14 protein-coding genes, 1 other RNA gene and 3 pseudogenes are annotated in these 22,735 nt (G+C 46.2%); 1 reads left to right on the top strand and 17 read right to left on the bottom strand.

The annotated features are described in order from the left end of the window. Positions 1–304: 304 nt before the first annotated feature. The 16 genes and pseudogenes from murC to sodA form a co-directional block, all read right to left on the bottom strand. Positions 305–1,771: a UDP-N-acetylmuramate--L-alanine ligase gene (gene murC, locus A4A68_RS00510; RefSeq protein WP_067565348.1), complete on the bottom strand. Its 1,467-nt coding sequence runs from the start codon at positions 1,769–1,771 to the stop codon at positions 305–307. A 46-nt stretch (positions 1,772–1,817) separates the two neighbouring features. Continuing rightward, the gene (gene murG, locus A4A68_RS00505) at positions 1,818–2,885 is read right to left on the bottom strand and encodes an undecaprenyldiphospho-muramoylpentapeptide beta-N-acetylglucosaminyltransferase (protein WP_067565346.1); all 1,068 of its coding nucleotides are present in this window, start codon (positions 2,883–2,885) and stop codon (positions 1,818–1,820) included. Further along, positions 2,882–3,405 (bottom strand): annotated as a pseudogene (locus A4A68_RS03130) (FtsW/RodA/SpoVE family cell cycle protein); the annotation flags it as partial. The gene murG and the pseudogene A4A68_RS03130, both read right to left, overlap by 4 nt. Before the next feature lie 5 nt (positions 3,406–3,410). Then, positions 3,411–4,724 carry a UDP-N-acetylmuramoyl-L-alanine--D-glutamate ligase gene (murD, locus tag A4A68_RS00495; RefSeq protein ID WP_067565340.1) on the bottom strand — a complete coding sequence of 438 codons (1,314 nt, stop codon included), beginning with the start codon at positions 4,722–4,724 and terminating at the stop codon, positions 3,411–3,413. Continuing rightward, positions 4,724–5,809, bottom strand: coding sequence for a phospho-N-acetylmuramoyl-pentapeptide-transferase (gene mraY / locus A4A68_RS00490; RefSeq protein ID WP_067565337.1), 1,086 nt, complete (start codon positions 5,807–5,809; stop codon positions 4,724–4,726). The genes murD and mraY overlap by 1 nt, the downstream gene beginning before the upstream one ends. Next, on the bottom strand, positions 5,803–7,170 hold the full coding sequence (gene murF / locus A4A68_RS00485) for a UDP-N-acetylmuramoyl-tripeptide--D-alanyl-D-alanine ligase (RefSeq protein WP_067565334.1): 1,368 nt from the start codon (positions 7,168–7,170) through the stop codon (positions 5,803–5,805). The genes mraY and murF overlap by 7 nt, the downstream gene beginning before the upstream one ends. Continuing rightward, entirely contained in the window at positions 7,167–8,654 is a 1,488-nt protein-coding gene (murE, locus tag A4A68_RS00480; protein ID WP_067565331.1) for a UDP-N-acetylmuramoyl-L-alanyl-D-glutamate--2,6-diaminopimelate ligase, read from the bottom strand. Before murE ends, murF begins: the two co-directional genes overlap by 4 nt. Positions 8,655–8,735: 81 nt before the next feature. Beyond that, positions 8,736–9,900, bottom strand: a pseudogene (locus A4A68_RS00475) (hypothetical protein); the annotation flags it as partial. 373 nt (positions 9,901–10,273) lie between these two features. Then, positions 10,274–11,221: a 16S rRNA (cytosine(1402)-N(4))-methyltransferase RsmH gene (gene rsmH, locus A4A68_RS00465; protein ID WP_067565321.1), complete on the bottom strand. Its 948-nt coding sequence runs from the start codon at positions 11,219–11,221 to the stop codon at positions 10,274–10,276. A 616-nt stretch (positions 11,222–11,837) separates the two neighbouring features. After that, positions 11,838–12,219, bottom strand: a transfer-messenger RNA (tmRNA) gene (gene ssrA / locus A4A68_RS00460). A 45-nt stretch (positions 12,220–12,264) separates the two neighbouring features. Further along, positions 12,265–12,747: an SsrA-binding protein SmpB gene (gene smpB, locus A4A68_RS00455; protein ID WP_067565317.1), complete on the bottom strand. Its 483-nt coding sequence runs from the start codon at positions 12,745–12,747 to the stop codon at positions 12,265–12,267. A gap of 544 nt (positions 12,748–13,291) precedes the next feature. Continuing rightward, the gene (hupB, locus tag A4A68_RS00450) at positions 13,292–13,582 is read right to left on the bottom strand and encodes a nucleoid-associated protein HU-beta (RefSeq protein WP_269447287.1); all 291 of its coding nucleotides are present in this window, start codon (positions 13,580–13,582) and stop codon (positions 13,292–13,294) included. A gap of 156 nt (positions 13,583–13,738) precedes the next feature. Further along, entirely contained in the window at positions 13,739–16,090 is a 2,352-nt protein-coding gene (gene lon, locus A4A68_RS00445) for an endopeptidase La (RefSeq protein ID WP_173644518.1), read from the bottom strand. Positions 16,091–16,256: 166 nt separating this feature from the next. Further along, positions 16,257–17,531 (bottom strand): ATP-dependent protease ATP-binding subunit ClpX, encoded by a 1,275-nt coding sequence (gene clpX, locus A4A68_RS00440; protein ID WP_067565308.1) that lies wholly within the window; start codon positions 17,529–17,531, stop codon positions 16,257–16,259. A gap of 112 nt (positions 17,532–17,643) precedes the next feature. After that, on the bottom strand, positions 17,644–18,267 hold the full coding sequence (gene clpP / locus A4A68_RS00435) for an ATP-dependent Clp endopeptidase proteolytic subunit ClpP (RefSeq protein ID WP_067565305.1): 624 nt from the start codon (positions 18,265–18,267) through the stop codon (positions 17,644–17,646). Between the two features lie 578 nt (positions 18,268–18,845). Next, positions 18,846–19,463, bottom strand: a complete 618-nt coding sequence (sodA, locus tag A4A68_RS00430; RefSeq protein ID WP_102135075.1) for a superoxide dismutase [Mn] — start codon at positions 19,461–19,463, stop codon at positions 18,846–18,848. 1,997 nt (positions 19,464–21,460) lie between these two features. Between sodA and A4A68_RS03645 the strand changes: the two genes are divergently transcribed. Further along, complete coding sequence (locus A4A68_RS03645) at positions 21,461–21,655, top strand: hypothetical protein (RefSeq protein ID WP_067565299.1); 195 nt, start codon at positions 21,461–21,463, stop codon at positions 21,653–21,655. Positions 21,656–21,752: 97 nt separating this feature from the next. Here the strand turns inward: A4A68_RS03645 and A4A68_RS00420 are convergent. Further along, positions 21,753–22,456, bottom strand: a pseudogene (locus A4A68_RS00420) (MarC family NAAT transporter). Between the last annotated feature and the right edge of the window lie 279 nt (positions 22,457–22,735).

The following is a 22,735-nucleotide window of genomic DNA, read 5'->3' as shown; positions in this document are numbered from 1 at the left end:
ATGTAAGTCCATTATTCCTGGCTTGCTTTATCAAAAGCAGATAAATCTTGTAATTACATTAACGTCTTGCGTCATATAAAGTGCTAGCGTTCCAAGAATCTCCTAGTCAACACACACCTGGATAATGGCAAAGAATGAAATAGCGCCGAGCGCCAGCAACAGATAGACGGATCCGCAAGCTTCCTACCGTTACTGCGTCTCACAGCGTCTCTTTCCTTCTCATGGTTGCGTATCGCTGTTTTCAACATATTAGATCGTTTTCCTTGAGGCGATCGTCAGTGCGTACCGGTAAAAATCAAGTTGTTTAACCATAACACCATTCGCTCGGCTGCAGCTTACTATCAGCTAGTTTACGGGCGATTTTTCCAACCGTACCGGCGCCCTGCATCAGTACCAAATCGTTGTCTTGCAACACCTTGGCTAATGTCGCTGGCAGCGCTTCTATATCTGGCACAAGAATCGGATTCACCTTGCCTCGGTTACGAATAGTGTGACACAAAGAGCGACTGTTGGCGCCGGGAATCGGCGCTTCGTCGGCAGGGTAAACGTCTAGCATTAGCAGAACATCTACGCTGGAGAGGACGTTAGCGAAATCGTCGTAAAGGTCTCGTGTACGAGTATAACGATGTGGCTGAAACACCATCACCAGCCGCTTATCCGACCAGCCTGCACGCGCCGTTTTAATTGTAGCATCTACCTCAGTCGGGTGATGACCGTAGTCATCCACAAGCATAACTGCACCTATTTTACCGTTAACGTTAGCTAAATCATAATATCCTAAATCATCGAAGCGGCGGCCAGTTCCTTGAAATTGTAGCATCGCCTGCAAAATACTTTCGTCGCTGATGCCCTCTTCAGTTGCCACGGCGATCGCCGCCACCGCATTTAGTGCGTTGTGGAGACCCGGAGCGTTAAGTGTCACCCGTAAAGCAGCCTTTTCCTGGCGAGTGAGTGTAAAGCTGCCACGCGCACCATCTTGGCGGTAATCAGTGATGCGTAAATCGGCATCATCGCTGAAACCATAAGTAGTAATTTGGCGTCCGACGCGAGGCAGTAGTTTGCGGATCACAGGATCGTCGATACACACCACTGCACGACCGTAAAATGGCAAATTGTGCAGAAAGTTGATAAATGTCTGCTCGAGATTTTCAAAATCACCCTGATAGGTATCCATATGATCGGCTTCAATATTGGTAATAATTACCACCATCGGCTGTAAATGCAGAAAAGAGGCGTCGCTTTCATCAGCCTCAGCAATAAGATAGCGACTGCAGCCCAGACAAGCATGCACGCCAGCGGCTTTCACTAGTCCACCGTTTACAAAAGTCGGATCCAGGCCGGCCTCGGCATAAATACTGGCCACCATTGCAGTCGTCGTAGTTTTACCGTGTGTACCGGCGATAGCGATGCCATATCGAAAACGCATCAGCTCCGCTAGCATTTCCGCACGTTGAATGACGGGAATACGCGCTTTTTTAGCTGCTACGATTTCTGGATTATTATCCGAGATGGCGCTCGACACCACTACCACGCTAGCATCCCTGATGTTTTCCGGGCAGTGGTTAAAATAAATTTGCGCACCTAGATCCGTCAGTTGTTGCGTGACTGCATTCGGCGCAAGATCGGAGCCGCTAATTTGATAGCCCTCGTTCGCTAGCACTTCCGCTATACCACCCATGCCGGCACCGCCGATACCGACAAAATGGATTTGCCTGACCCGACGCATTTCTGGGACAAAAGTTCGTAGTTTAGCCAGTTGTCGTGTATTCACAGTGTCATCGCTTAATTCAAAAAAACGCTCGAGACGGTCGGCGTGCTCATGCGTGCACTACTGCCGCCACTTCCCGTGCTACACGCTCAGTTGCATCGGGAACAGCTGCCGTCCGTGCACGTTGCGCCATGGTTAGTAATGTTGACCGATCCCAACCAGCCAATATGTTACTGACTCGTTCAACGCTAAAGACCGACTGCTCAATAATTTTTGCTGCACCAGCCTCCTCCAGTATCCTCGCATTCCAATACTGCTGACGATCTTTGTGCATAAATGGTACAAACAGAGCCGGCAAGCCGGCGGCGGCGATTTCACTCACCGTCAGAGCTCCAGCACGGCAAACCACGATATCTGCCCAGGCATAGGCAGCAGCTATATTGTCGATAAATTCCACTACCTTATGCTGAGTCTCACCATTTGCCATGTAAGATCGGGTTACCTCCTCTAGCGACCCTTTTCCTACCTGATGCCACAGCGTCAAGCTGCCAACCAGTCTGGCAGCAACCGCCGGCATGGTCTGATTAAGCACCTGCGAACCCTGGCTACCGCCGATAATCAGTACCCTCATCGGGCCTGTGCGATCGTAAAAGCGCGCGACTGGCTCCGGAAGTGCCAACACTGCATCGCGTACCGGATTTCCAACTACGACAGCATGGGGGAAGGCGCCGGGAAACGCCTGAAGCACTTTTCTGGCAATTTTCGACAAGCTGCGATTGGTCAGGCCGGCGATGCTATTTTGCTCATGCAAAACTACAGGAATGCCGTAGCTCCAGGCCGCTAAAGCGCCTGGCCCAGAGACATAACCACCCATGCTCAATGCTACATCCGGTTGCCAAATACGTATAATCTGCCGCGCCTTCCACAGCGCACACCAAATATGCACCAGCGCCATTAACTGTGTTTTCAATTCCTTGCCACGCAGGCTGCTGATACGGATAAAATCGATATCAATGTCGTACTGCGGCACGAGATTAGCCTCAATGCGATCAGCAGTGCCGAGCCAGCGAACCTGCCAGCCCTTCGCCATCAGATGATGCGCAACTGCTAGTCCTGGAAATACATGTCCGCCAGTCCCACCAGCTATCACTAGTAAACGCTTTGTTGTTTCCATCATCTCAGCTCTCTTGCAAACGTTTTCGCCTTGGCAAGACACGTCTTAAAATCGATTCTTAGGAGTTAGCACTATTGTCGTTGACATGAATAAGTAGGTTCGAACTTATCGTAGCCGATTAATGGCAGAGTCAAGCCTTTGGTCGGTAATATACCAGCGGTAAAGCCACGTTAATCAGCACCTGCAAACTGGACCAAATGTCGATAAAATAGGCTAGAAAACCGGAAAAGCATTGATTAATTTCCAGAGTTCGGCGGTCGGCGGACATGGTGCGTAATGCAACCCAAAACACCATTAATAGCGCTAATACCGAACCGAAATAACCTCACTCTTCGTTTAAAATGGCGAAGATAAAGTCGGTATTGGCTTCTGGTAAATATTCTAGTTTCTGTACTGAGTTGCCTAATCTCTGTCTCCAGAATCTTCCTTGGCCAAACGCCATAATCGACCGGGTAAGTTGGTAACCACCCCTAAGGGGATCGTCCAACGGGTTCCAAAACAACTCTACGCGCTGCATAAGGTAACGCATTAACCGACCTCTCTCGCCAGGCGAGTGAATACATCACCGCGTACTTCAAAATTGCTAAACTGATCCAGGCTGGCACAAGCCGGCGACAGCAACACCAGATCCCCTGCACTCACCTGAGAACCGATGATGCGCATTGCCTGCTCCAGCGTCTCGGTGAGCATCGCGGCTTCCGGATGCAAAGATGCCAATTTCGCGCCATCTTGGCCAAAGCAATATAGCTTCACCTGATCGCCTTTGAGCCATGGTATCAACGGTGTGAAATCAGCGGATTTCCCATCGCCGCCCAATAATAAATAGAGCGTACCAGTCACCTCAAGTCCATTCAGTGCTGCCCCGGTACTGCCCACATTAGTCGATTTAGAATCATTAATCCAACGTACGCCGCGACGTTCATGCACTAATTCAAAACGGTGCGCCAAACCGCGAAACTGACGCAGCGCCGTTAGACTTGCGGCGGATGGAATGCCAAGTGCGTCCGCCAATGCCAGTGCTGCGAGGGAGTTAGTGTAGTTATGGCGTCCGCCGAAACGTAACTCTGAGCTTTTCATCACCGGTTCACCGTGCGCCATTAACCAGATCTGCCCCGCATGCTGACGAAGGTAATAATCGCCGCGCTCAACGCCGAAGCTAATACAGCGCGAGTCATATCCGCGCACTGGCAAGGTAAGCGAATCCTCTGAGTTGACCACGCAAACCTCGGCATTGTGGTAAATTTTTAGCTTAGCCGCCCGGTACTGTTGTAAACCAAGTGGATAACGGTTTATATGATCTTCGCTGATATTAAGAACCGTCGCTGCTGCTGTTTTTAAGCTATGAGTGGTTTCCAGCTGGAAGCTCGATAGCTCAAGAATATACAGCTGGCACAGAGAATCTAAAAGCGTTAACGCTGGAAAGCCAATATTACCGCCAAGGCCTATCTGCCAGCCGGCGGTGGTGGCTATTTCGCTGACCATATGGGTAACGGTGCTTTTTCCGTTAGAGCCAGTTATTGCTACTACCGGGGCCGATGCCTCACGCGCGAACAGCTCAATATCTCCGATAATGGCAACACCGGCAACCGCGGCTAGCGCGGGATGTGACAGTGGAACTCCTGGGCTAGTGACAATAAGTGTAGCATCAAGCAGCCACTGTTTGTGCAATGATCCAAGATGACGCGGCACATCAGACGGTAGTTTCTCTAGACCTGGTGGCGCAAAACGGGTGTCCATCACCCGCGGTGTTACGCCGCGTCGGCGGAAGAACTCAACACATGAAAGTCCAGTAAGCCCCAATCCAATAATCACCACTTGTTCGCCTCGATAGTCCATTAACATTACCGTACCTTCAGCGTAGCCAGTCCGATGAGGACCAACATTAGGGAAATAATCCAGAAACGTACAATGACGCGTGGCTCCGGCCAGCCCTTTAATTCGTAATGATGATGAATGGGTGCCATACGGAAAATGCGCTGACCACATAACTTAAATACACTAACCTGTATAATTACCGACAGGGCTTCCATCACGAACACTCCGCCCATAATCAAAAGTAAAAATTCCTGGCGCAGCAGCACTGCTATTGTGCCGAGCGCACCACCTAAAGCCAATGAACCAACGTCACCCATGAATACCTGTGCAGGGTAAGTGTTGAACCATAAAAATCCTAGTCCTGCACCAGCAATGGCCGTACACACAACTACCAGTTCACTTGCGAAGTGAACATAAGGAATGTGTAAATAGCCCGCAAAATTTCTGTTGCCAGTCGCCCACGCTACCAGCGCCAAACCAGAAACAACAAATACTGTCGACATAATAGCAAGACCGTCCAGACCATCGGTCAGGTTCACCGCATTACTTGTGCCGACGATAACACAGTAGGCCAACAACACATACCACAGACCCAGTTGCAGGATAAAGTCTTTGAAAAATGGGACAACAAGCTGTGTAGCTTCCGGCGTATCTTTACCTACCACAAACATGGTGAAGGCAATCGCTAGCGCTATCACCGACTGCCAGAAATATTTCCAGCCGGCGCTTAGCCCCTTGGCGTGTTTTCGCACTACCTTCCGGTAGTCATCGATAAAACCCACAATACCGTAACCCACTATGACAAACAAAACATACCAGACATATGGATTGGACGGATAGGCCCACATTAATATCGAAATCATGATTGACATGAGGATCATTAAACCACCCATGGTGGGTGTACCACGTTTGCTATAATGCGATTTTGGGCCATCATTGCGCACCACCTGTTTGATCTGCAGTTTTTGGAGCCAGTCAACAAGACTGGGCCCCATCCACAGTGATAGGAACAACGCGGTTAATAGGCTAACGATGGCGCGAAACGTTAAGTAAGAGAAGACGTTAAAGCCTGAATAAAATTGTACTAGATAGTCGGTCAGCCAAACTAACACGATGCCTGCTCCTGTAAAGCGCGCACCACCTGCTCCATTGCGGCACTACGTGAACCCTTTACTAATATGGTTATGATAGCCTGTTCGGACATCAGCTGCGCTAGTTGGTTGGTCAGTGCGGTTTTATCCTGAAAATGTTCTCCCCGATCGCTGCTATCACTAATAAGTCGGCTAAGGTTACCGACACTTAAAACTTTGTTGATACCGGCTAAGGCGACGGCTTTGCCAACTTGTCGATGGTATTTCGCCGTTTGTTCCCCTAGCTCGCTCATATCACCGACTACCATTACCCTGTAGCCAGGCATTTTTGCCAGTATCTGCACGGCGGCTGTCATGGACCCGACATTAGCGTTATAGGTATCGTCCAGTAGCAAACGGCCTGCACTGAGCTCAATAGGGAACAACCGTCCTGGTATGGCCTGCGATTGCGCTAGACCGGCAGCAACCGCCGGCAACTCCGCCCCCACCGATAGTGCCAATGCGCTGGCAGCCAGCGCATTTGCAACATGATGTCTGCCTAGCAGAGGCAACCGAACTGGGCATTCACCCAATGGACTGTGCAAAATGAACCTCACACCCTGCTGGTCACTTTCAATACCACTGGCAAAAAAATCCGCGCTGTCGTCGGCTTGTACAGTGAAACGCCAAACCGCCTTTTGGCCTAGTACTTGTTGCCAGTGCTGCCAATTATGGCTGTCAGCATTCAGAATCCCGCGTCCATTAGCCGGCAGGCCGGAAAAAATTTCGCCTTTAGCCTGCGCTATGCCCGATAGTGATCCGAACCCGGCTAAGTGAGCCACGGAAAGATTGTTTACCAGCGCGGTTTCCGGACGTACTAAAGCGGTTGTCCAAGCGATGTCACCAAGATGACTAGCCCCCAGCTCGATAACCGCAAAATCATATGCCGGCGTCAAACGTAACAACGTCAGTGATACGCCAATATCGTTATTAAAATTACTTTCTGTCGCCAGTACCCGCCCGCATCGCCGCAAGATGGCGGTGGTCATTTCTTTAACCGATGTTTTTCCGGAAGACCCCGTCAGGGCTACTACCCGCGCTGGGACTTGCTGACGCACCCAGGCGCCTAATTGGCCAAGCGCACGCCGGGTGTCGGCGACAACCAACTGTGGTACATCTAGCGGCAGACGTTGGTTAACCAACAACGCTGCGACACCGCCGGCAACGGCTTGCTCGGCAAAATCATGGGCATCAAATTTCTCGCCCTTCAGAGCGACAAATAAACGTTTCTGCGTCGCAGCTGGTGCCCGCGAATCGGTGACAATGGTCTCGATGATGTCATCAATGCCCACTCGTTCAGCATTAAGTATTGTCGCTATTTCGCTAAGTGTACAGGAGATCATGCTACTACTCCAAGTAACCGCGCTACAGTAGCGCGATCGGAATAGTTCAGCTTCTGCTGGCCGATTATCTGGTATTCCTCATGCCCTTTCCCAGCCACTAACACAAGATCTGCCGGCGAAGCTTGCATAATGGCGTTGGTAATCGCTTCGGCGCGACCAGAAATCGCTCGGACCCGACACGTATCTAGCAGGCCGCTCTTAATGTCGTTAATGATATCCTGTGCTGTTTCATTGCGTGGATTATCGTCGGTAATAATTACCAGGTCGGCGTACTGTTCGGCGATAGCACCCATCAGCGGACGCTTACCTTTATCGCGATCACCGCCACAGCCGAACACGCACCATACTTTACCGTGACAGTGTAGTCTAGCTGCCGCTAATGCCTTTTCTAGCGCGTCGGGAGTATGGGCATAATCTACCAGCACTGTAGGGCGACCTTCAGTATGAAACACCTCCATGCGACCGTAGACCGACTTCAGGTAGTTGGCGCTATCAAGCAATGCAGGCAACGGATAACCGAGCGCCAGCAGCGTTGTCAGCGCAAGCAACAAATTACTGACATTAAATTCCCCTATCAATGGACTATTCAGCGTCCCTTTTCCCCAGCTAGAGTGAAAAAGAATCTTTGCACCGCGCGCATGATAACGTACCTTACCGGCGTACAACCAATTGCCTTGGCATTCCGACGGTAACGCTCTACTGACCGCGACAGCAATCGCCTGTGGCAACATTTTGATCCAGAGCCGGCCGGTGTCGCTGTCGGTATTGATTATACGCTGACCGACGTTTAACTCGCTGAACAACCGCCATTTTAGTGCTTCGTAGTGTGCCATGTCGCCGTGATAATCAAGATGGTCGCGAGTTAAATTAGTAAATACCGCGGCGGCAAAATGCACATCGTTGACCCGGTGTTGCGCCAAGCCGTGAGAGGAGACTTCCATCGCCGCGAAACGCGCGCCCTTACGATGCATCTGTGATAAGAGTCGCTGAACCTCAATCGGTGAGCCGGTAGTATTATCAGCCGGCCGGATATGGTCCAGCAGGCCGTTGCCGGCGGTGCCCATTACTGCGCTAGTTTCACCTAATAGGTGCACCCACTGCGCAAGAAGATGGGTAGTAGTAGTTTTTCCGTTAGTGCCAGTCACGCCTACCAAGCGCAGCGCACGCGACGGCTGCTGATAAAAGCGACCCGCCAGCGCTGATAAGCGTTCGTGGAGGCAGTGGAGATAGATAACAGGTATACCACATAGCTCATAAATTGCTCCTTCTTGAGACTTACCTTCAGCTTGTGCCACGACGGCAGCAACCCCTTGCGCGATCGCTTGAAGAATATAACGACGTCCATCCGTCTGATGGCCAGCGATGGCGACAAACAGATCTCCAACAGCCGCTCTGCGGCTGTCTAGGGTCATTCCCTTCAATACGCGTTCTGGAGCATCATGTACCCAGGGAGCGAGTAACTGACGCAAATTACGATCGGTCACCGGATGCCTCTTTATAATTTTTTGACGATCATATCGAATTTCTCACTAGACTGTGACAACGCATCTGATTTTACGTTCATTCTTTACGTTCATTATACGTAGTGCATTTCTCGTAATGTCAAATGCAAGCGCAGAAACTGCCCCGTAGTATTTTCCGCCATGCGGATCATTAATTACCACCAGCGCAAAGCACGGATTGCTGACCGGCGCAACTCCAGCGGACTTGCCGTCTGGCCCGCCTTTTTTAGCTGTTTCGATTTTAATAGCGATGCAGTAATCTTAAATGTCGGTTTTGGTGCCGTTGCCTAACGGCGGCACACTTTCCATCATATAAACTACGGTACGTACCAGAGATGTGGAAAGTACCCGATCTCCCACTACGGGTGGATCGATCATGGTGATAGAAAGTGGGTGCATCACGTCCATCGTGGTACCAATTAGATCGTTGGAGTAGTAGGAGGTATTACTGGCTATAGCCAGTGCTTCGCTAGTCTTAACATCTACTAGAACCACGGTACCAGACACAGCATTATTGAATGCTATTGCATTTTTAAACTCACGAAGTGCCTGAAGACGCTTATCAATACTTAGCGCTAGATTAAACGTCGCCTGGCTATCCGCCGAGGGAATATCCTTAGTGACCCCGTCCAAACCGGTCTTTGCGCGCTGTACATTCGACTGGGGCCGGTAAGCTCGCGATCAAAACTCTTTTCGATACTTTCATTCAATACCTTGATTTTCAATATTAGTTAAGCCGATAAGATGCGCGGTTATTTGACCCGATATACAATCGCAGCGCAACTCTTGGCGCAGGTGAATACTTGGGAGTTTAAGTCTATGGGTGTAATCACTGATAGCAGGATTAATTTGGCTCGCCAAATAAACAAAGTTCCTTTTAGAATCGACAGTAGTGTTAATGTGCGAAAAAATCTGATCGAGAAGGGTGGAAAGCGTATCGGAAATCGCTTGCCAATGGATATCGGCAATACCGCCATTATTATTAAATTCTTTCAGATCTACCCAGATAGTCTTGAATGACACGCTCGCTGCTAATGGACAGCCGACGCGGTTGCTTACCGTATCGCGTGCGGTAGGAATTTGCTGCACGCACAGCGAACGCATACGAATATCTCCTTCGAGGATCAGTTTATTAGAGTTCATCATTTGCAAATGATGCCCAACCGCAACATCAATCTCAACAATGATAGCAGGATGCAACTACACAGCAAAGTGAAAGCCAGCTCACAAAGCTGGTTTAATTCTCCTGACGTCTCAGTTGCATCATGCGTGATGTGGTTTCCATGCAACGTTAGCAATACTTGTGTATATTACGGTTGAACCGCAATGTTTTTGTAAACGAATCCACATGCGCAACTTCTCGATGGCGATGCGCTCTTCGCGGTTGTTGTGTTCTCTTAGTGTACTTTCCCAGGATCAGGTTGCGCCATTCAATATCCAGCACGTGCTTTCTAAGATCATCTGTTCACCTACTAGGTCTGATAAATAGTAAAGACCACTAAGATCGCCGAGACTAAGACTAAAATCAACAGTAACAAGGACAATTTGGTACAACCAATTTTTTCCGATAATTCCGACAAAGTCGTGTCGTGAGTTGCTGATCATGGCGCCAGCTTCTCGGCAATGCGGAGCACTGCACTGCGCGCGCGTGGGTTATGATTTATCTCCCGAGCTGAAGGTTGCGTTCTACCTGCCTCTTTTAGTTGGCGCTGATCTTGGTATTGAGAGGTGATCTGTGCCTCTGTAAGCGGAAGACCAGCCGGTACCTTCGGTTTTTGGCTGTGCTGGCGAATAAATTGTTTCACTAAGCGATCTTCCAGCGAATGGAAGGTGATAATCGACAACCTTCCGCTGGGAGCTAATACTGTCAGCGCGTCGTTCAACGCCTGTTTAATCTCTTCCAGCTCGTTGTTAATATAAATGCGGATCGCCTGAAAGCTACGCGTCGCCGGATGTTTATGCTTATCATGAAACGGGCTGACATTGGTAATCAGTGCCGCTAGTTCGCTGGTGCGAGTCATCGGTTTCTGGTGATTTCGTGCTACGATTGCCTGAGCGATGCGCTTGGCAAAACGCTCTTCACCAAAGGATTTCAAGATCCAGGCGATGTTTTCCGCCGATGCCTGGACCAGCCACTGCGCGGCAGATTGTCCACGTGTGCTATCCATACGCATATCCAACGGTCCGTCACGCATAAATGAAAAACCACGGTCCGGATCATCAAGTTGTAGCGACGAGACGCCCAAATCCAGTAATATGCCGTCAACTTTGCCTAGCAAATTCCATCGTGCCATGTACTTTGCCATGGCGGAAAACGGTTCGTGTGTAATAACAAAGCGCGCATCTTTAATAGCTTGTGCTACCTCGATGGCTGCCGGATCGCGGTCCATGGCGAATAGTCGCCCCTGCGTACCAAGCTTGGATAAAATAAGACGTGAATGCCCACCGTGTCCAAAGGTGCCGTCCAGATAAACGCCATTTGATCGAAGATTTAGACTCCTTACCGCTTCATCTAGCAACACAGTGGTATGTAAAGAATTTTTTGACATGACTGGACAATTAGTAAACGGCTGCTCTTGCTAATAGCTCAAGCCTCGGTACCAAGTTTCTGCATCCTATAACTCGAACTTATTAAGTTCACCAACTAGAAACACTTTTTGACAGCTTGGGGTACTGCTTGAACGCCGGTGTTGTGCTATGCAGGCCTGCGTCAGATGAATGATGAAGGCTTGCATATCACAGCAACAAACACTATGCTCAGCGTTTCTTGGAGTTTATGCGCTTTTCCGGCGCAAAGTAAGTACGACAACCGATCTTGACCGTCAAGATTACCAAGGTACAAATCTCTATAAAAGAGTGTACGAATGGTAACAAAACATTGTCAATCGACTAAATAGCTTCAGGATTTATGTTTGTAGTGACCCTTTATATAGGGTTTGCTATTATTAAAAAATTACAGCTCAAATCGCAATAGATCGAATCTGGCTGAAAATTAGACGTTTTTACACGATGTTGTCTTGTCTATACATTCGTTACTGCCTACTTATACTAATCATTAGTACATTTTACCTCTTTGAAGATTTTAAACATAAAAAGCCGCAAGGCTTTTGTCTATTCGGACTTTTGAACTTCATCAGAAAACTTTAGAACCACGATAAAGAATTCTAGTGGAGCTGGCGGGATTTGAACCCGCGTCCGGAATTCCTATTCTTTCGGTACTACATGCTTAGTCCAGTTTTTACGTTCATCTATCAGTTGCGAACAGACACGCTACTAACAGACTAGCCTGATTGATTTTAACGCTTCAATCCCAGGCAGGACCTTCGCGCGATCTCTTTTAGATTTGACCTCTCTTAATCCCCGTCCTAAGAGTGGAGGCTAGGGAGAGAGGGAATCTTCAGTTTGTTAAGCTGATTAAGCTGCTAAAGCAGCGTTAGATTCAAATTGCGAGTCGTTTGCAATTATTTTTTGAGTTTTTTACGAGGCCAACTTCACCTCGGCATGCACCTTAAGCTTTGCAAATCCCGTCGAGTCCAGAATCAGCCCCGAACTATTATCTTGATAATAGCAAACTTACAATGCTAAAACAAGGCTATCGGATAACAAGATTCATAATGCGTGCCTTATTTAATTGCCATTCGCGTTCCTTAATATCTGTGCGTTTATCGTGCTCTTTTTTACCCTTCGCTACGCCGATTTTCAGTTTCACCCATTCATTTTTCCAATATAGCAAAAGCGATACTACAGTGTAGCTCTCTCGGTTTACGCGGCCGAATACTGCATTCAGTTCACATTTATTCAGTAAAAGCTTACGAATCCGCATAGGATTACAGATCACATGCGAAGAAGCTGCTATTAACGGTTGGAATGTGGCGCCAAAAAGATAGGCCTCGCCGTTTTTAAGCATCACGTAACTACCGCTGATATTTGCTTTGCCAGCGCGAAGTGATTTCACTTCCCATCCCTGTAGTGAGAGTCCAGCCTCGAATTCCTGTTTTATGAAGTATTCATACCTGGCGCGTTTGTTTTGCGCAATGACTACGGAACAGGTGTTGTGTGCTTTTTTCTGTGTCATAAGAAACAATATTATATAGTTAACCTTAGTAAAGAAAAGCTTTCCTTTATCGGCGTCGTCAAAAATTACAGCACTATTTGTTCTTTTTAAGAGAAAATAAATAGAAAAGCACTATACAGCCCAGGTTTGATTACAACACTTATTCGCTGAATAGACTATTTTGATATTTTTACCTTGTGAAGGTGGTCCTAGCACTGTGATAGCAAGCGCTGCTAAACGCGCTTTAAAGATTTTACCTCATGGTAGCTGCCGGTAGCAGTAAGCCAGTACTGTCAATACTCTGGATTGTGATAAGCGGGTAACACTTGTCATGATCGAATTTCGATGTGGAAACTGAAGATGCAAAAATCGAGATACTGCTTGATAAGCAGTTTCAGCTTAGCGTTTCATATATTAACTGTGAAAGTAGCTTTAGCACATACTATCTATAACTTTAGTGCAAGTAAACAGACAGCATATAATGCTAATCTTTCCTGATCAGAAAATCTAACAAGTATATTCTGATGATGTACCTTATGCTCTCCTGTTTACATCAGACAAACGATCAGTTCACCGCGTTTTTCAGCCCTTTACCAGCACGGAAGCCCGGAACCTTAACGGCAGAAATGGTAATTTCTTTACCTGTTTGTGGATTACGCCCAGTCCGGGCAGAGCGCGTGCGTACTGTAAATGTACCAAACCCAACCAACGTAACGTCATCTCCTTGCTGTAGCGACTCGGTGACCGAACCGATGACAGCATCTAGCGCTCGTCCGGCGGTCGCTTTAGAAATATTAGCACCTACGGCAATTTTATCGATCAGTTGTGATTTATTCATTTTGTCCCCCTCTTGAATTCTCAAGTCACGGTAGCACGCAGCCGTATATCAAACTCAAAATATCGAAATAGATTCAATCTGTTCGTCGTCCCGATATAATAGCTCACTAATTTAACGGCATGAAAAGGCTAGCAAGCTAGAATAGCGGTCTGCTCCTTCAACCTCTTATATTATTTAGTCACCACTGTGATACTGGCTAAAAGGCGAATTTTGCAACGCCAGATTCAGAACTTCGTCGATGCGTTGTACCGGATGAATATCCAGGTCGTTTACCACGTTTGTCGGCATTTCCTCCAGGTCGCGCCCGTTTTCAAATGGAATTAAAACGGTTTTTATACCGCTACGGTGTGCCGCTAGCAGTTTTTCCTTCAGACCTCCAATGGGCAGTACCTGACCGCGCAGTGTTATTTCTCCTGTCATCGCCACGTTGGCTTTGACCGGATTATCCGTCAGGTAAGATACTAACGCAGTACACATTGCAATACCGGCGCTTGGACCATCTTTTGGAGTAGCGCCTTCAGGAACGTGAACGTGAATATCCCGATTTTCATAAAAATTAGGATTAATACCCAGCTTGTCCGCCCGTGCGCGCACTACAGTCAACGCCGCCTGGATGGATTCCTGCATCACGTCACCCAGAGAACCGGTATAGGTTAGCTTGCCCTTTCCGGGCACGCACACAGTTTCGATGGTTAGCAAGTCGCCACCGACTTCAGTCCATGCCAAACCGATAACCTGACCGATACGGTTCTCCTTTTCCGCGCGACCATAATTAAAACGCTGAACGCCGAGGAAATCTTTCAGGTTATCGGCGTGAATAATGATGCGTTTTATTCTTTTGTCCGTTAGAAAAGTCTTTACCGCCTTACGGCACAGCTTGGAGATCGCTCGCTCCAAGCTACGTACCCCAGCTTCGCGAGTGTAATAACGAATGATCCCCACTAGCGCATTATCTTCCACCGTCAGTTCGCCTTTTTTTAGCGCATTTCGCTCAATCTGTTTAGGTAAAAGATGTTTACGGGCAATATTAAGTTTTTCGTCTTCTGTGTAGCCCGACAAACGAATCACCTCCATACGATCAAGCAGGGGGGCTGGAATATTCATTGAATTTGAAGTAGCGACAAACATTACGTCAGACAGATCATAGTCTACTTCCAGGTAATGATCGTTAAAGGCTATATTCTGTTCCGGATCGAGTACCTCTAGCAAAGCTGAAGCCGGATCGCCGCGCATATCCGAAGACATCTTATCGATTTCATCGAGCAAAAACAGGGGATTTTTCACGCCGACCTTGGACATTTTTTGCATTAACTTACCCGGCATCGAGCCAACATAGGTCCGGCGATGCCCTCGGATCTCCGCCGCATCGCGTACTCCACCTAACGCCATGCGCACATACTGACGACCAGTCGACTTAGCGATAGATTGACCAAGCGAAGTTTTCCCTACTCCTGGCGATCCTACCAGACACAAGACCGACCCTTTAATTTTACTGATTCGGCTTTGTACTGCCAGGTATTCCAAAATATGGTCTTTGACCTGTTCAAGTCCGTAATGATCTTTATCCAAAGTCTCCTGTGCTTTGACCAAGTCTTTTTTTACTTTACTGCGCACGTGCCAGGGTACCGATAGCATCCAATCGATATAGCCACGCACCACGGCTGCCTCAGCCGACATCGGTGACATCATTTTTAATTTCTGCAGCTCAGCTTCGGTTTTTTCCCGAGCTTCTTTCGGCATTTTAGCTTCCACTATCTTGCGCTTTAGCACTTCGTTTTCAGCCGGCGCGTCATCCATCTCGCCCAATTCTTTCTGAATCGCCTTCATCTGTTCATTTAGGTAGTACTCACGTTGGCTTTTTTCCATTTGTTTCTTAACACGATTTCGGATACGTTTTTCTACCTGTAATAAATCAATTTCTGATTCCATCATTGCTATCAGATATTCAAGCCGCTCGGTCACATTAGCCATTTCCAGCACTGACTGCTTTTCGGCTAGCTTCAGTGGCATATGCGCTGCGATCGTATCAGCTAAACGGGCGGCATCATCGATACTGTTTAAAGAGGTAAGTATTTCGAAAGGAATTTTTTTATTCAGTTTGACATAACTTTCAAATTGATTGATAGCAGTTCGCACTAGAACTTCCTGTTCGTGCTTATTCAGCTCAGGCACGTCAAAATAGTTTGCTTCGGCGCTGAAATGATCGCCGCTGTCCGAAAGTTCTTTGATGCGAGCGCGCGTTAATCCTTCTACTAGCACTTTCACTGTGCCGTCTGGCAGCTTCAGCATTTGAAGAATGGTCGACACCGTCCCGACGGAAAGAAGATCATTTATCCCTGGCTCATCGGTTGAGGCTTCTTTCTGTGCTACCAACATGATTTTCTTATCGTTGTCCATAGCCGCTTCAAGACATCGAATCGACCTTTCACGACCGACAAATAGAGGGATGACCATGTACGGATAGACCACTACATCGCGCAGAGGCAATACGGGAATTTCTATGCGTTCGGAACGCTCAGCATTCATAGAGCTCTCTCTCAGTTTATCTTCCGCCAGGTTTTGTGAAACGCGTTGGCCTGTTTCAACAATTAGGTATCCGGGTATATGGGGTCGAACCGCTTATATTCAACGGTAGCCAGTGATGAAATTCTCCTATAGACGCTGTTACTTGCCGTGTACCGTTATACTTCTATTATTCTCCGTAGGCTTGTTGCGCTTCGTGCTTACTGTAGATAAGCAACGGATCCGACTGGCCTGCAATGACCGCTTCGTCGATCAACACTCTTTCTACGCTGTTCTTGGAAGGCAGTTCATACATAGTTTCTAGTAACGCGCTTTCTACGATGGAGCGCAGGCCGCGGGCTCCGGTCTTACGGGCCATGGCTTTTTTTGCAATGGCGGTTATGGCTTTACTACAAAATTCCAGCTCTACGCCTTCAAGGTTGAACAACGCTTGATACTGCTTTGTTAACGCATTTTTCGGCTCGAGCAAAATTTGAACAAGCGCTTCTTCGCTTAATTCATCCAAGGTTGTGACAACGGGCAATCGGCCGATAAACTCAGGGATAAGGCCGAATTTAATTAGATCTTCCGGTTCCACCTGCGCCAGCAATACACCCTCAGTTATTTTTTCCAAGCTACCTTTAACGGTAGCGCTAAAACCAATACCGCGGTTGGTTTCGGTGCGCTGTTCAATCACTTTATCCAAACCCGTAAAGGCACCGCCGCAGATAAATAAGACCTTCGAGGTGTCTACCTGAAGAAATTCCTGCTGAGGATGTTTGCGTCCCCCCTGGGGGGGGACTGAAGCTACAGTTCCCTCTATCAGTTTTAACAGCGCTTGCTGTACTCCTTCGCCGGATACGTCTCGGGTGATAGAAGGGTTATCCGACTTACGGGAAATTTTGTCAATCTCGTCAATATAGACAATACCGGACTGAGCTTTTTGTACATTGTAGTCACACTTCTGCAGAAGCTTCTGAATAATATTCTCCACATCCTCCCCGACATACCCAGCTTCTGTTAGAGTGGTGGCGTCGGCCATAGCAAAAGGCACATCCAAGAAGCGGGCCAGCGTTTCCGCCAATAGGGTTTTACCGCTGCCGGTAGGGCCAATCAACAAAATATTACTTTTACCAAGCTCAATGCCATTGTTAATGTCGCCATTGCGTAAGCGTTTGTAATGGTTGTAAACTGCCACCGCGAGCACTTTTTTAGCTTTTTCTTGGCCGATAATATAATTGTCCAAGTGATGTCGGATTTCATGGGGCGTCGGTAGCGGTCTGCGGTCACGATACGAAGCGACTTCCTTTATTTCTTCACTAATGATATCGTTGCATAAATCGACACATTCATCGCAGATATACACCGACGGCCCGGCAATTAGCTTACGCACTTCATGCTGGCTCTTTCCGCAGAAAGAGCAATATAGAAGCGTTCTTGAACCGTCTTTGCGCTTATCTGTCATCAATCAACCTCTTTTTTTCATCTTTGTCCCGCTTGCAATTAGAGAGATAATACGACGACTGAACTTAGAACTGATTTCCGCGCCGACTCAATTTGCCGCCATGGAGCAGCCGTTATGTACGCTGACTCAAGACAAAATCCACTAATCCATAGTCTACCGCTTCATGGGCAGAGAGAAAACGATCGCGTTCAGTATCCCGCTCTATTACTTCGAGCGGTTGTCCTGTATGTTTTGCCATCAACTCATTCATCCGTGTCTTGACCTTCAGGATTTCACGAGCATGAATCTCGATATCGGTAGCTTGGCCTTGAAAACCGCCTAGTGGCTGATGAATCAGCACTCGTGAATTAGGCAAACAAAAACGCTTGCCTTTAGCACCAGCAGCTAGCAAAAATGCCCCCATAGAAGCGGCTTGCCCCATACAAAATGTGCTGACATCTGGTTTGATGAATTGCATAGTGTCATAAATTGACATGCCAGCAGTAATCACCCCACCTGGCGAGTTAATGTACAGATGGATGTCTTTTTCCGAATTTTCCGATTCCAAAAACATCACTTGTGCCACAATCAAATTCGCCATGTGTTCTTCGACCTGACCTGTTATGAAGATAATTCGCTCTTTTAACAAGCGCGAAAAGATATCGTATGAACGCTCTCCGCGTAAAGTTTGTTCCACTACCATCGGTACTAGAGCCATATGAGGTACAAAGTTATTTTGTTCGCCACTATATGACATCATTATCTCCTAAAAACAAAGCTTTTGATACATGGGTTTCGATTTTACGTGATATACGACGCTATCGTCATGTCACTGTCTGTACGGTTTTTCTCTTTCCTTCTCATTTAGCGACGTATATTACAAAGTAATTATGTGGTGCATCTTTCTTTGTAACACTGCTTACCTATTAAATATAGCGCTATTTATCACCATCAATAGTATGCAAGCATAGTTGTTACTCAAATGTTCTTGTTGTAAACACTGAACATGTTTTTATTTACAACATGACTGATTAAATGCGACAGAGCCTTGAATCACAATTGTGTAGAAGCTATGTTGAATGTGCTTAATAATGTTAATAATTTATACAGTGTCTGTGTATGTCTCGCTTGAAATCCATGAGAAAAGCTTATTTTCTTATAAGATTGCAATCCTAAAACAACCAGTGAGGATTATTCATGTTACATACCTTATAACAAACAATAACTTCAACATTAAAGACTGTTCTTACGACTTTATCCGGCGTGGGTGCGGACAAAAACCAACCAAGGCATAAGAGGACGCTAGACGGTATTGGTGTATGTTGCGGTGATGTTTTAAGTATGTTTAAAACGTGCGGTGACTTCATCCCAGTTTACCACGTTCCAGAATGACTTAATGTAATCTTGACGGCGGTTTCGATATTTCAGATAGTATGCGTGCTCCCAGACGTCCAGGCCAAGAATCGGATAGCCGGAGGTTCCAGAAATTGCTTCGCCCATCAGTGGATTATCCTGGTTAGCGGTGGAGACGACAGCCAATTTACTGTCTTTTTTTACAAGCCAGGCCCAGCCGGAACCGAAGCGAGTGGTGGCAGCTTTTTCGAACATTTCTATGAACGTGTCAACGCCTCCGAAATCACATTCGATCGCGTGTTTCAGTTCACCTTTTAAAGTCGTATCTTGTTTTAGGATCTTCCAGAATAGGCTGTGATTGGCATGTCCGCCAGCATTGTTTCTCAGCACAGTTTTTTTATCCGCCGGAAGCTGGTCCAGTTTTTGGATCAGGTTGTTAACAGATAGACTGGCGAATTCCGGCAGGTTTTTCAGAGCATTATTAGCGTTATTAATATAGGCCTGATGGTGTTTAGTGTGATGAATTTCCATTGTTTCTTTATCAAAATACGGCTCTAAGGCCTCATAACTATAAGACAGGGGAGATAGTGTAAAACTCATATTAATTTCTCCATTTTAGTTAAATCGGTTCTTTTAAAACACATGTTAAAGTCGCGTAAACAATTTTATCATTATAGTCAATTAAATTTTGAATAAAACATTTATCGATGATTTTAAAATGAACAAGGTTAACTTGTATCTTTAATAATCATTTCTAAGTGGTTACAGGCCATGCTAGGTTCTATTTCACCCTACTATCGTCAAGCCGAAGTGTTCGGCCAGTGCTCCGTGCTACGCTTTCAGTCTCATGAAGCAGCGACTACAATCTCATTCTGAGTCTCTAGTTGTGCCACTCTATCTGCTGAGTATATTTTGCTTGCGATATGAATGATTAAGCCAAACGGGACCTTATAAACGCGCTATGCATCAGTCATATAAAAGACTGCATTGACCGTCACAAGTTCAAGGCAAGCATAGATTATGCTTTGTAAGATGGCAATAAATCGAGCAAGGTAACTGTATGTCTTATAAAATATTGCTATAAGATGCAAGACTATAAGATTATTTAAAATAGAGCAGTGTCACAAAGGATAACGAATCGTTTCTTAATGCAGCGTTTCGGATTTTAAGACTCTTCCTAAAGAGATTTCTTGCCTAATTATGGTTATTGCGATCGCATTAGAAAACAAGCTTTTGCTTATATATTTAAAGCAAGAATGCATTACATGACTGATGTAATGTTTACTTGCAAAGTGTTGTTGAATTCAAGCAGTTATGTAGTAAGTAAAAATATATTTAGCAGATGGAATAGCATTATTTAAATTAATATGCCACAACAAACGCCTTGCTTGTAAGAACGTTTATTTTCAAAATCAAAAAAATACATAACATTGGATGCTTTACCATCACTAACGCTAATCACTACCTCTTTTTTTATTGATACTTTTTATTGATATTTCTTCGCTAATCATATTTGTTATTTTTTGTAGCGACTCGCATTTACTGATTCCATCATTTTTAAAAACAATATAACAAAACTAAAGTGATTGTCTTCTTCTTATTATGTAACAGTCAACATCTGGAGTTTCGGGCTCCATCTGCAAGCTATATTTGAAACGTTTTAACTTCATTTTTGCTATCGCGCGAGTATTGGGTAATAGCCACATCAAATAAGTGATCGATTATATGGAGTACCTCAACGCCGTCAGGTAATAAGGCTATGCAACCATACTCTCCACCTGTCTAGTTAGCATTAGCAACCTTAAACACTATAGGTGCCAGCGCCCTTTTCTCACATTACATCACAACACTTACTTAAAGTAGCTCGTGGTGATATCTAACGATTTTAGCACCTCATGTTTTCATGATTGCCACATGGATGGTCTCGATGCCGATCTGTATATAGTCTTTTATCAATTAGAGAGGCTGGCAATCGCTGCTATATTGAGAGAACCTACCGTTCTAGCCAATGCTGAGCAACGGTATGTTTTACATATACGGCGTAATTAATATGAAAACATGCTAGCTGATATAATTGTCGACATCATCGCATCTGCCATATGAGGGCTACATAGGCATTCCTGATTATCTCTAATGAGAAATCCGATGCTTAGAACGTCACCACCACAGTGGTGGCTTTTCTGATAGCGCGTCAAGAAAGATTAAATTATTACTTAGAGTCGTTTAGCAATTGTCAGCTTAGAAGTATCGTTAAAACAGTCTCGCTGATCACACCAATCTTGTCATGCAGAAAACTGCGTTTTTTATTTTACATAATAGCAGTGTAGTAGAAATTCTATGGAATAGAGCAACCTTTTCTTTCTCCTAACCATAATACAAGAGGTGGCGATTATGACATCTACGATCCCAATTTCACTAGCTGAGTCGGCATTTTGTGAACTATAGATTTCCACACCGCATAGACGTTTGCGCACGCGGTGCATATTGTAAGTCCAGCGTGTCAGGAAGCAAAATGGGTAACGCGTAAATGACGCCGTAGTTAGTATATCTCTGCTGTTGCTAAATTAATAATATCGATAAGGAGTAAAATCTATGGGATGGTTAGTGGATTATTGGCGGTCGTATTACTAGTGCTGACGGATATGCTGATTGGCGGTATGACCGCGTTACGCCGGATGGACGCCACAAGCCTCAGCCAGATCTTAATAGCATCGAATTTAGATACTTGCCAGATGTGCAAAGACACACGAAGCCTTCCCGACGCGTCGGGAAGGCCTGTGATTGGCCGTTAAACCGTAACTATTTATCTAAAAAGTAAGGTAGCGTCCCATCACTGAATGCACTTTTGGCAGGCAGTGATGCTAAAAAAATAAGGACTTAGCATAATAACTAAGAGTTTCCCCTTAAGATAGGGGCGCTAATAACGATATCAAGCGGATAGTCGGCAATACTCTCTAATATGCCATTGATAACGAATTGAACGCCCATACACACCAAAAGAATCCCATTAGCCGTGAAATCCCTTCAATACCGCTTGTGCCGACTATATGCATAATAACACCAGAACTACGTAGCCCTATCCAAACAACTACGCTGATGGTTAAGAAAATCAGCACCGGCGCAAGCGTAGTAATCCAAGGAGAAAGTAGACGTCTTCTTTAACGGTTGAAGCCCAGCTGATAATCATGGCGATGGTGCCTGACCCGCTGTGCTAGGCATAGCCAAAGGTGCAAAAGCAATATTGGTGCTTTTGTTCTTATGTATTCCGTGCGTATTTGTATTAACAAAATCAAAATCGTTATCAGCGTGTGCTGGAAATAGCATGCGAAAACCGATAAAAGAAACAATAAGCCCACCGGCAATACGCAGCCCTGGGATAAAGATGCCAAAAACATTCATTATCAATGTACCGGCACAAAAGGCGCCTATCATAATGACGAAGATATAAACAGATGCTAACCAGGCCTGCTGATTCGTTCCACCTCGGTCATGTTCTTACTAAGGCTGAGAAACAACACCACGGTGGTGATCGGATTTACTAACGGCAACAAAACTATTAGGCCCAAGCCGATTGCTTTGAAAAGGTCAAACATATACGCGGCCTCCAAATCGTTTCCCTGTCGATAGAAACATTGACCCTTATCGGCCAACTAATAAATTGTCAGGACATAATCAAGAATGATTGAATGATCTTTTCCATCTTACAGATAGAGAAGAATAAAACTGGACTCTACTCGTGTAATCAAACTATTCGCATTAACGCCTTTTTACGCGTTACTTATGCAACCATGGTTCAGCCCATTGGAGTGGAGAGGATAGCGCCTTAATTGGCGTCTGTACCCGCACTGGTCAGGGGGAATCGCTCATCTACC

The sequence above is a fragment of the Candidatus Doolittlea endobia genome (assembly GCF_900039485.1).
GTDB lineage: Bacteria > Pseudomonadota > Gammaproteobacteria > Enterobacterales > Enterobacteriaceae > Doolittlea > Doolittlea endobia.
Note: the sequence above shows the minus strand (reverse complement) of the source record. Positions and strands in the feature narration are given on the sequence as shown.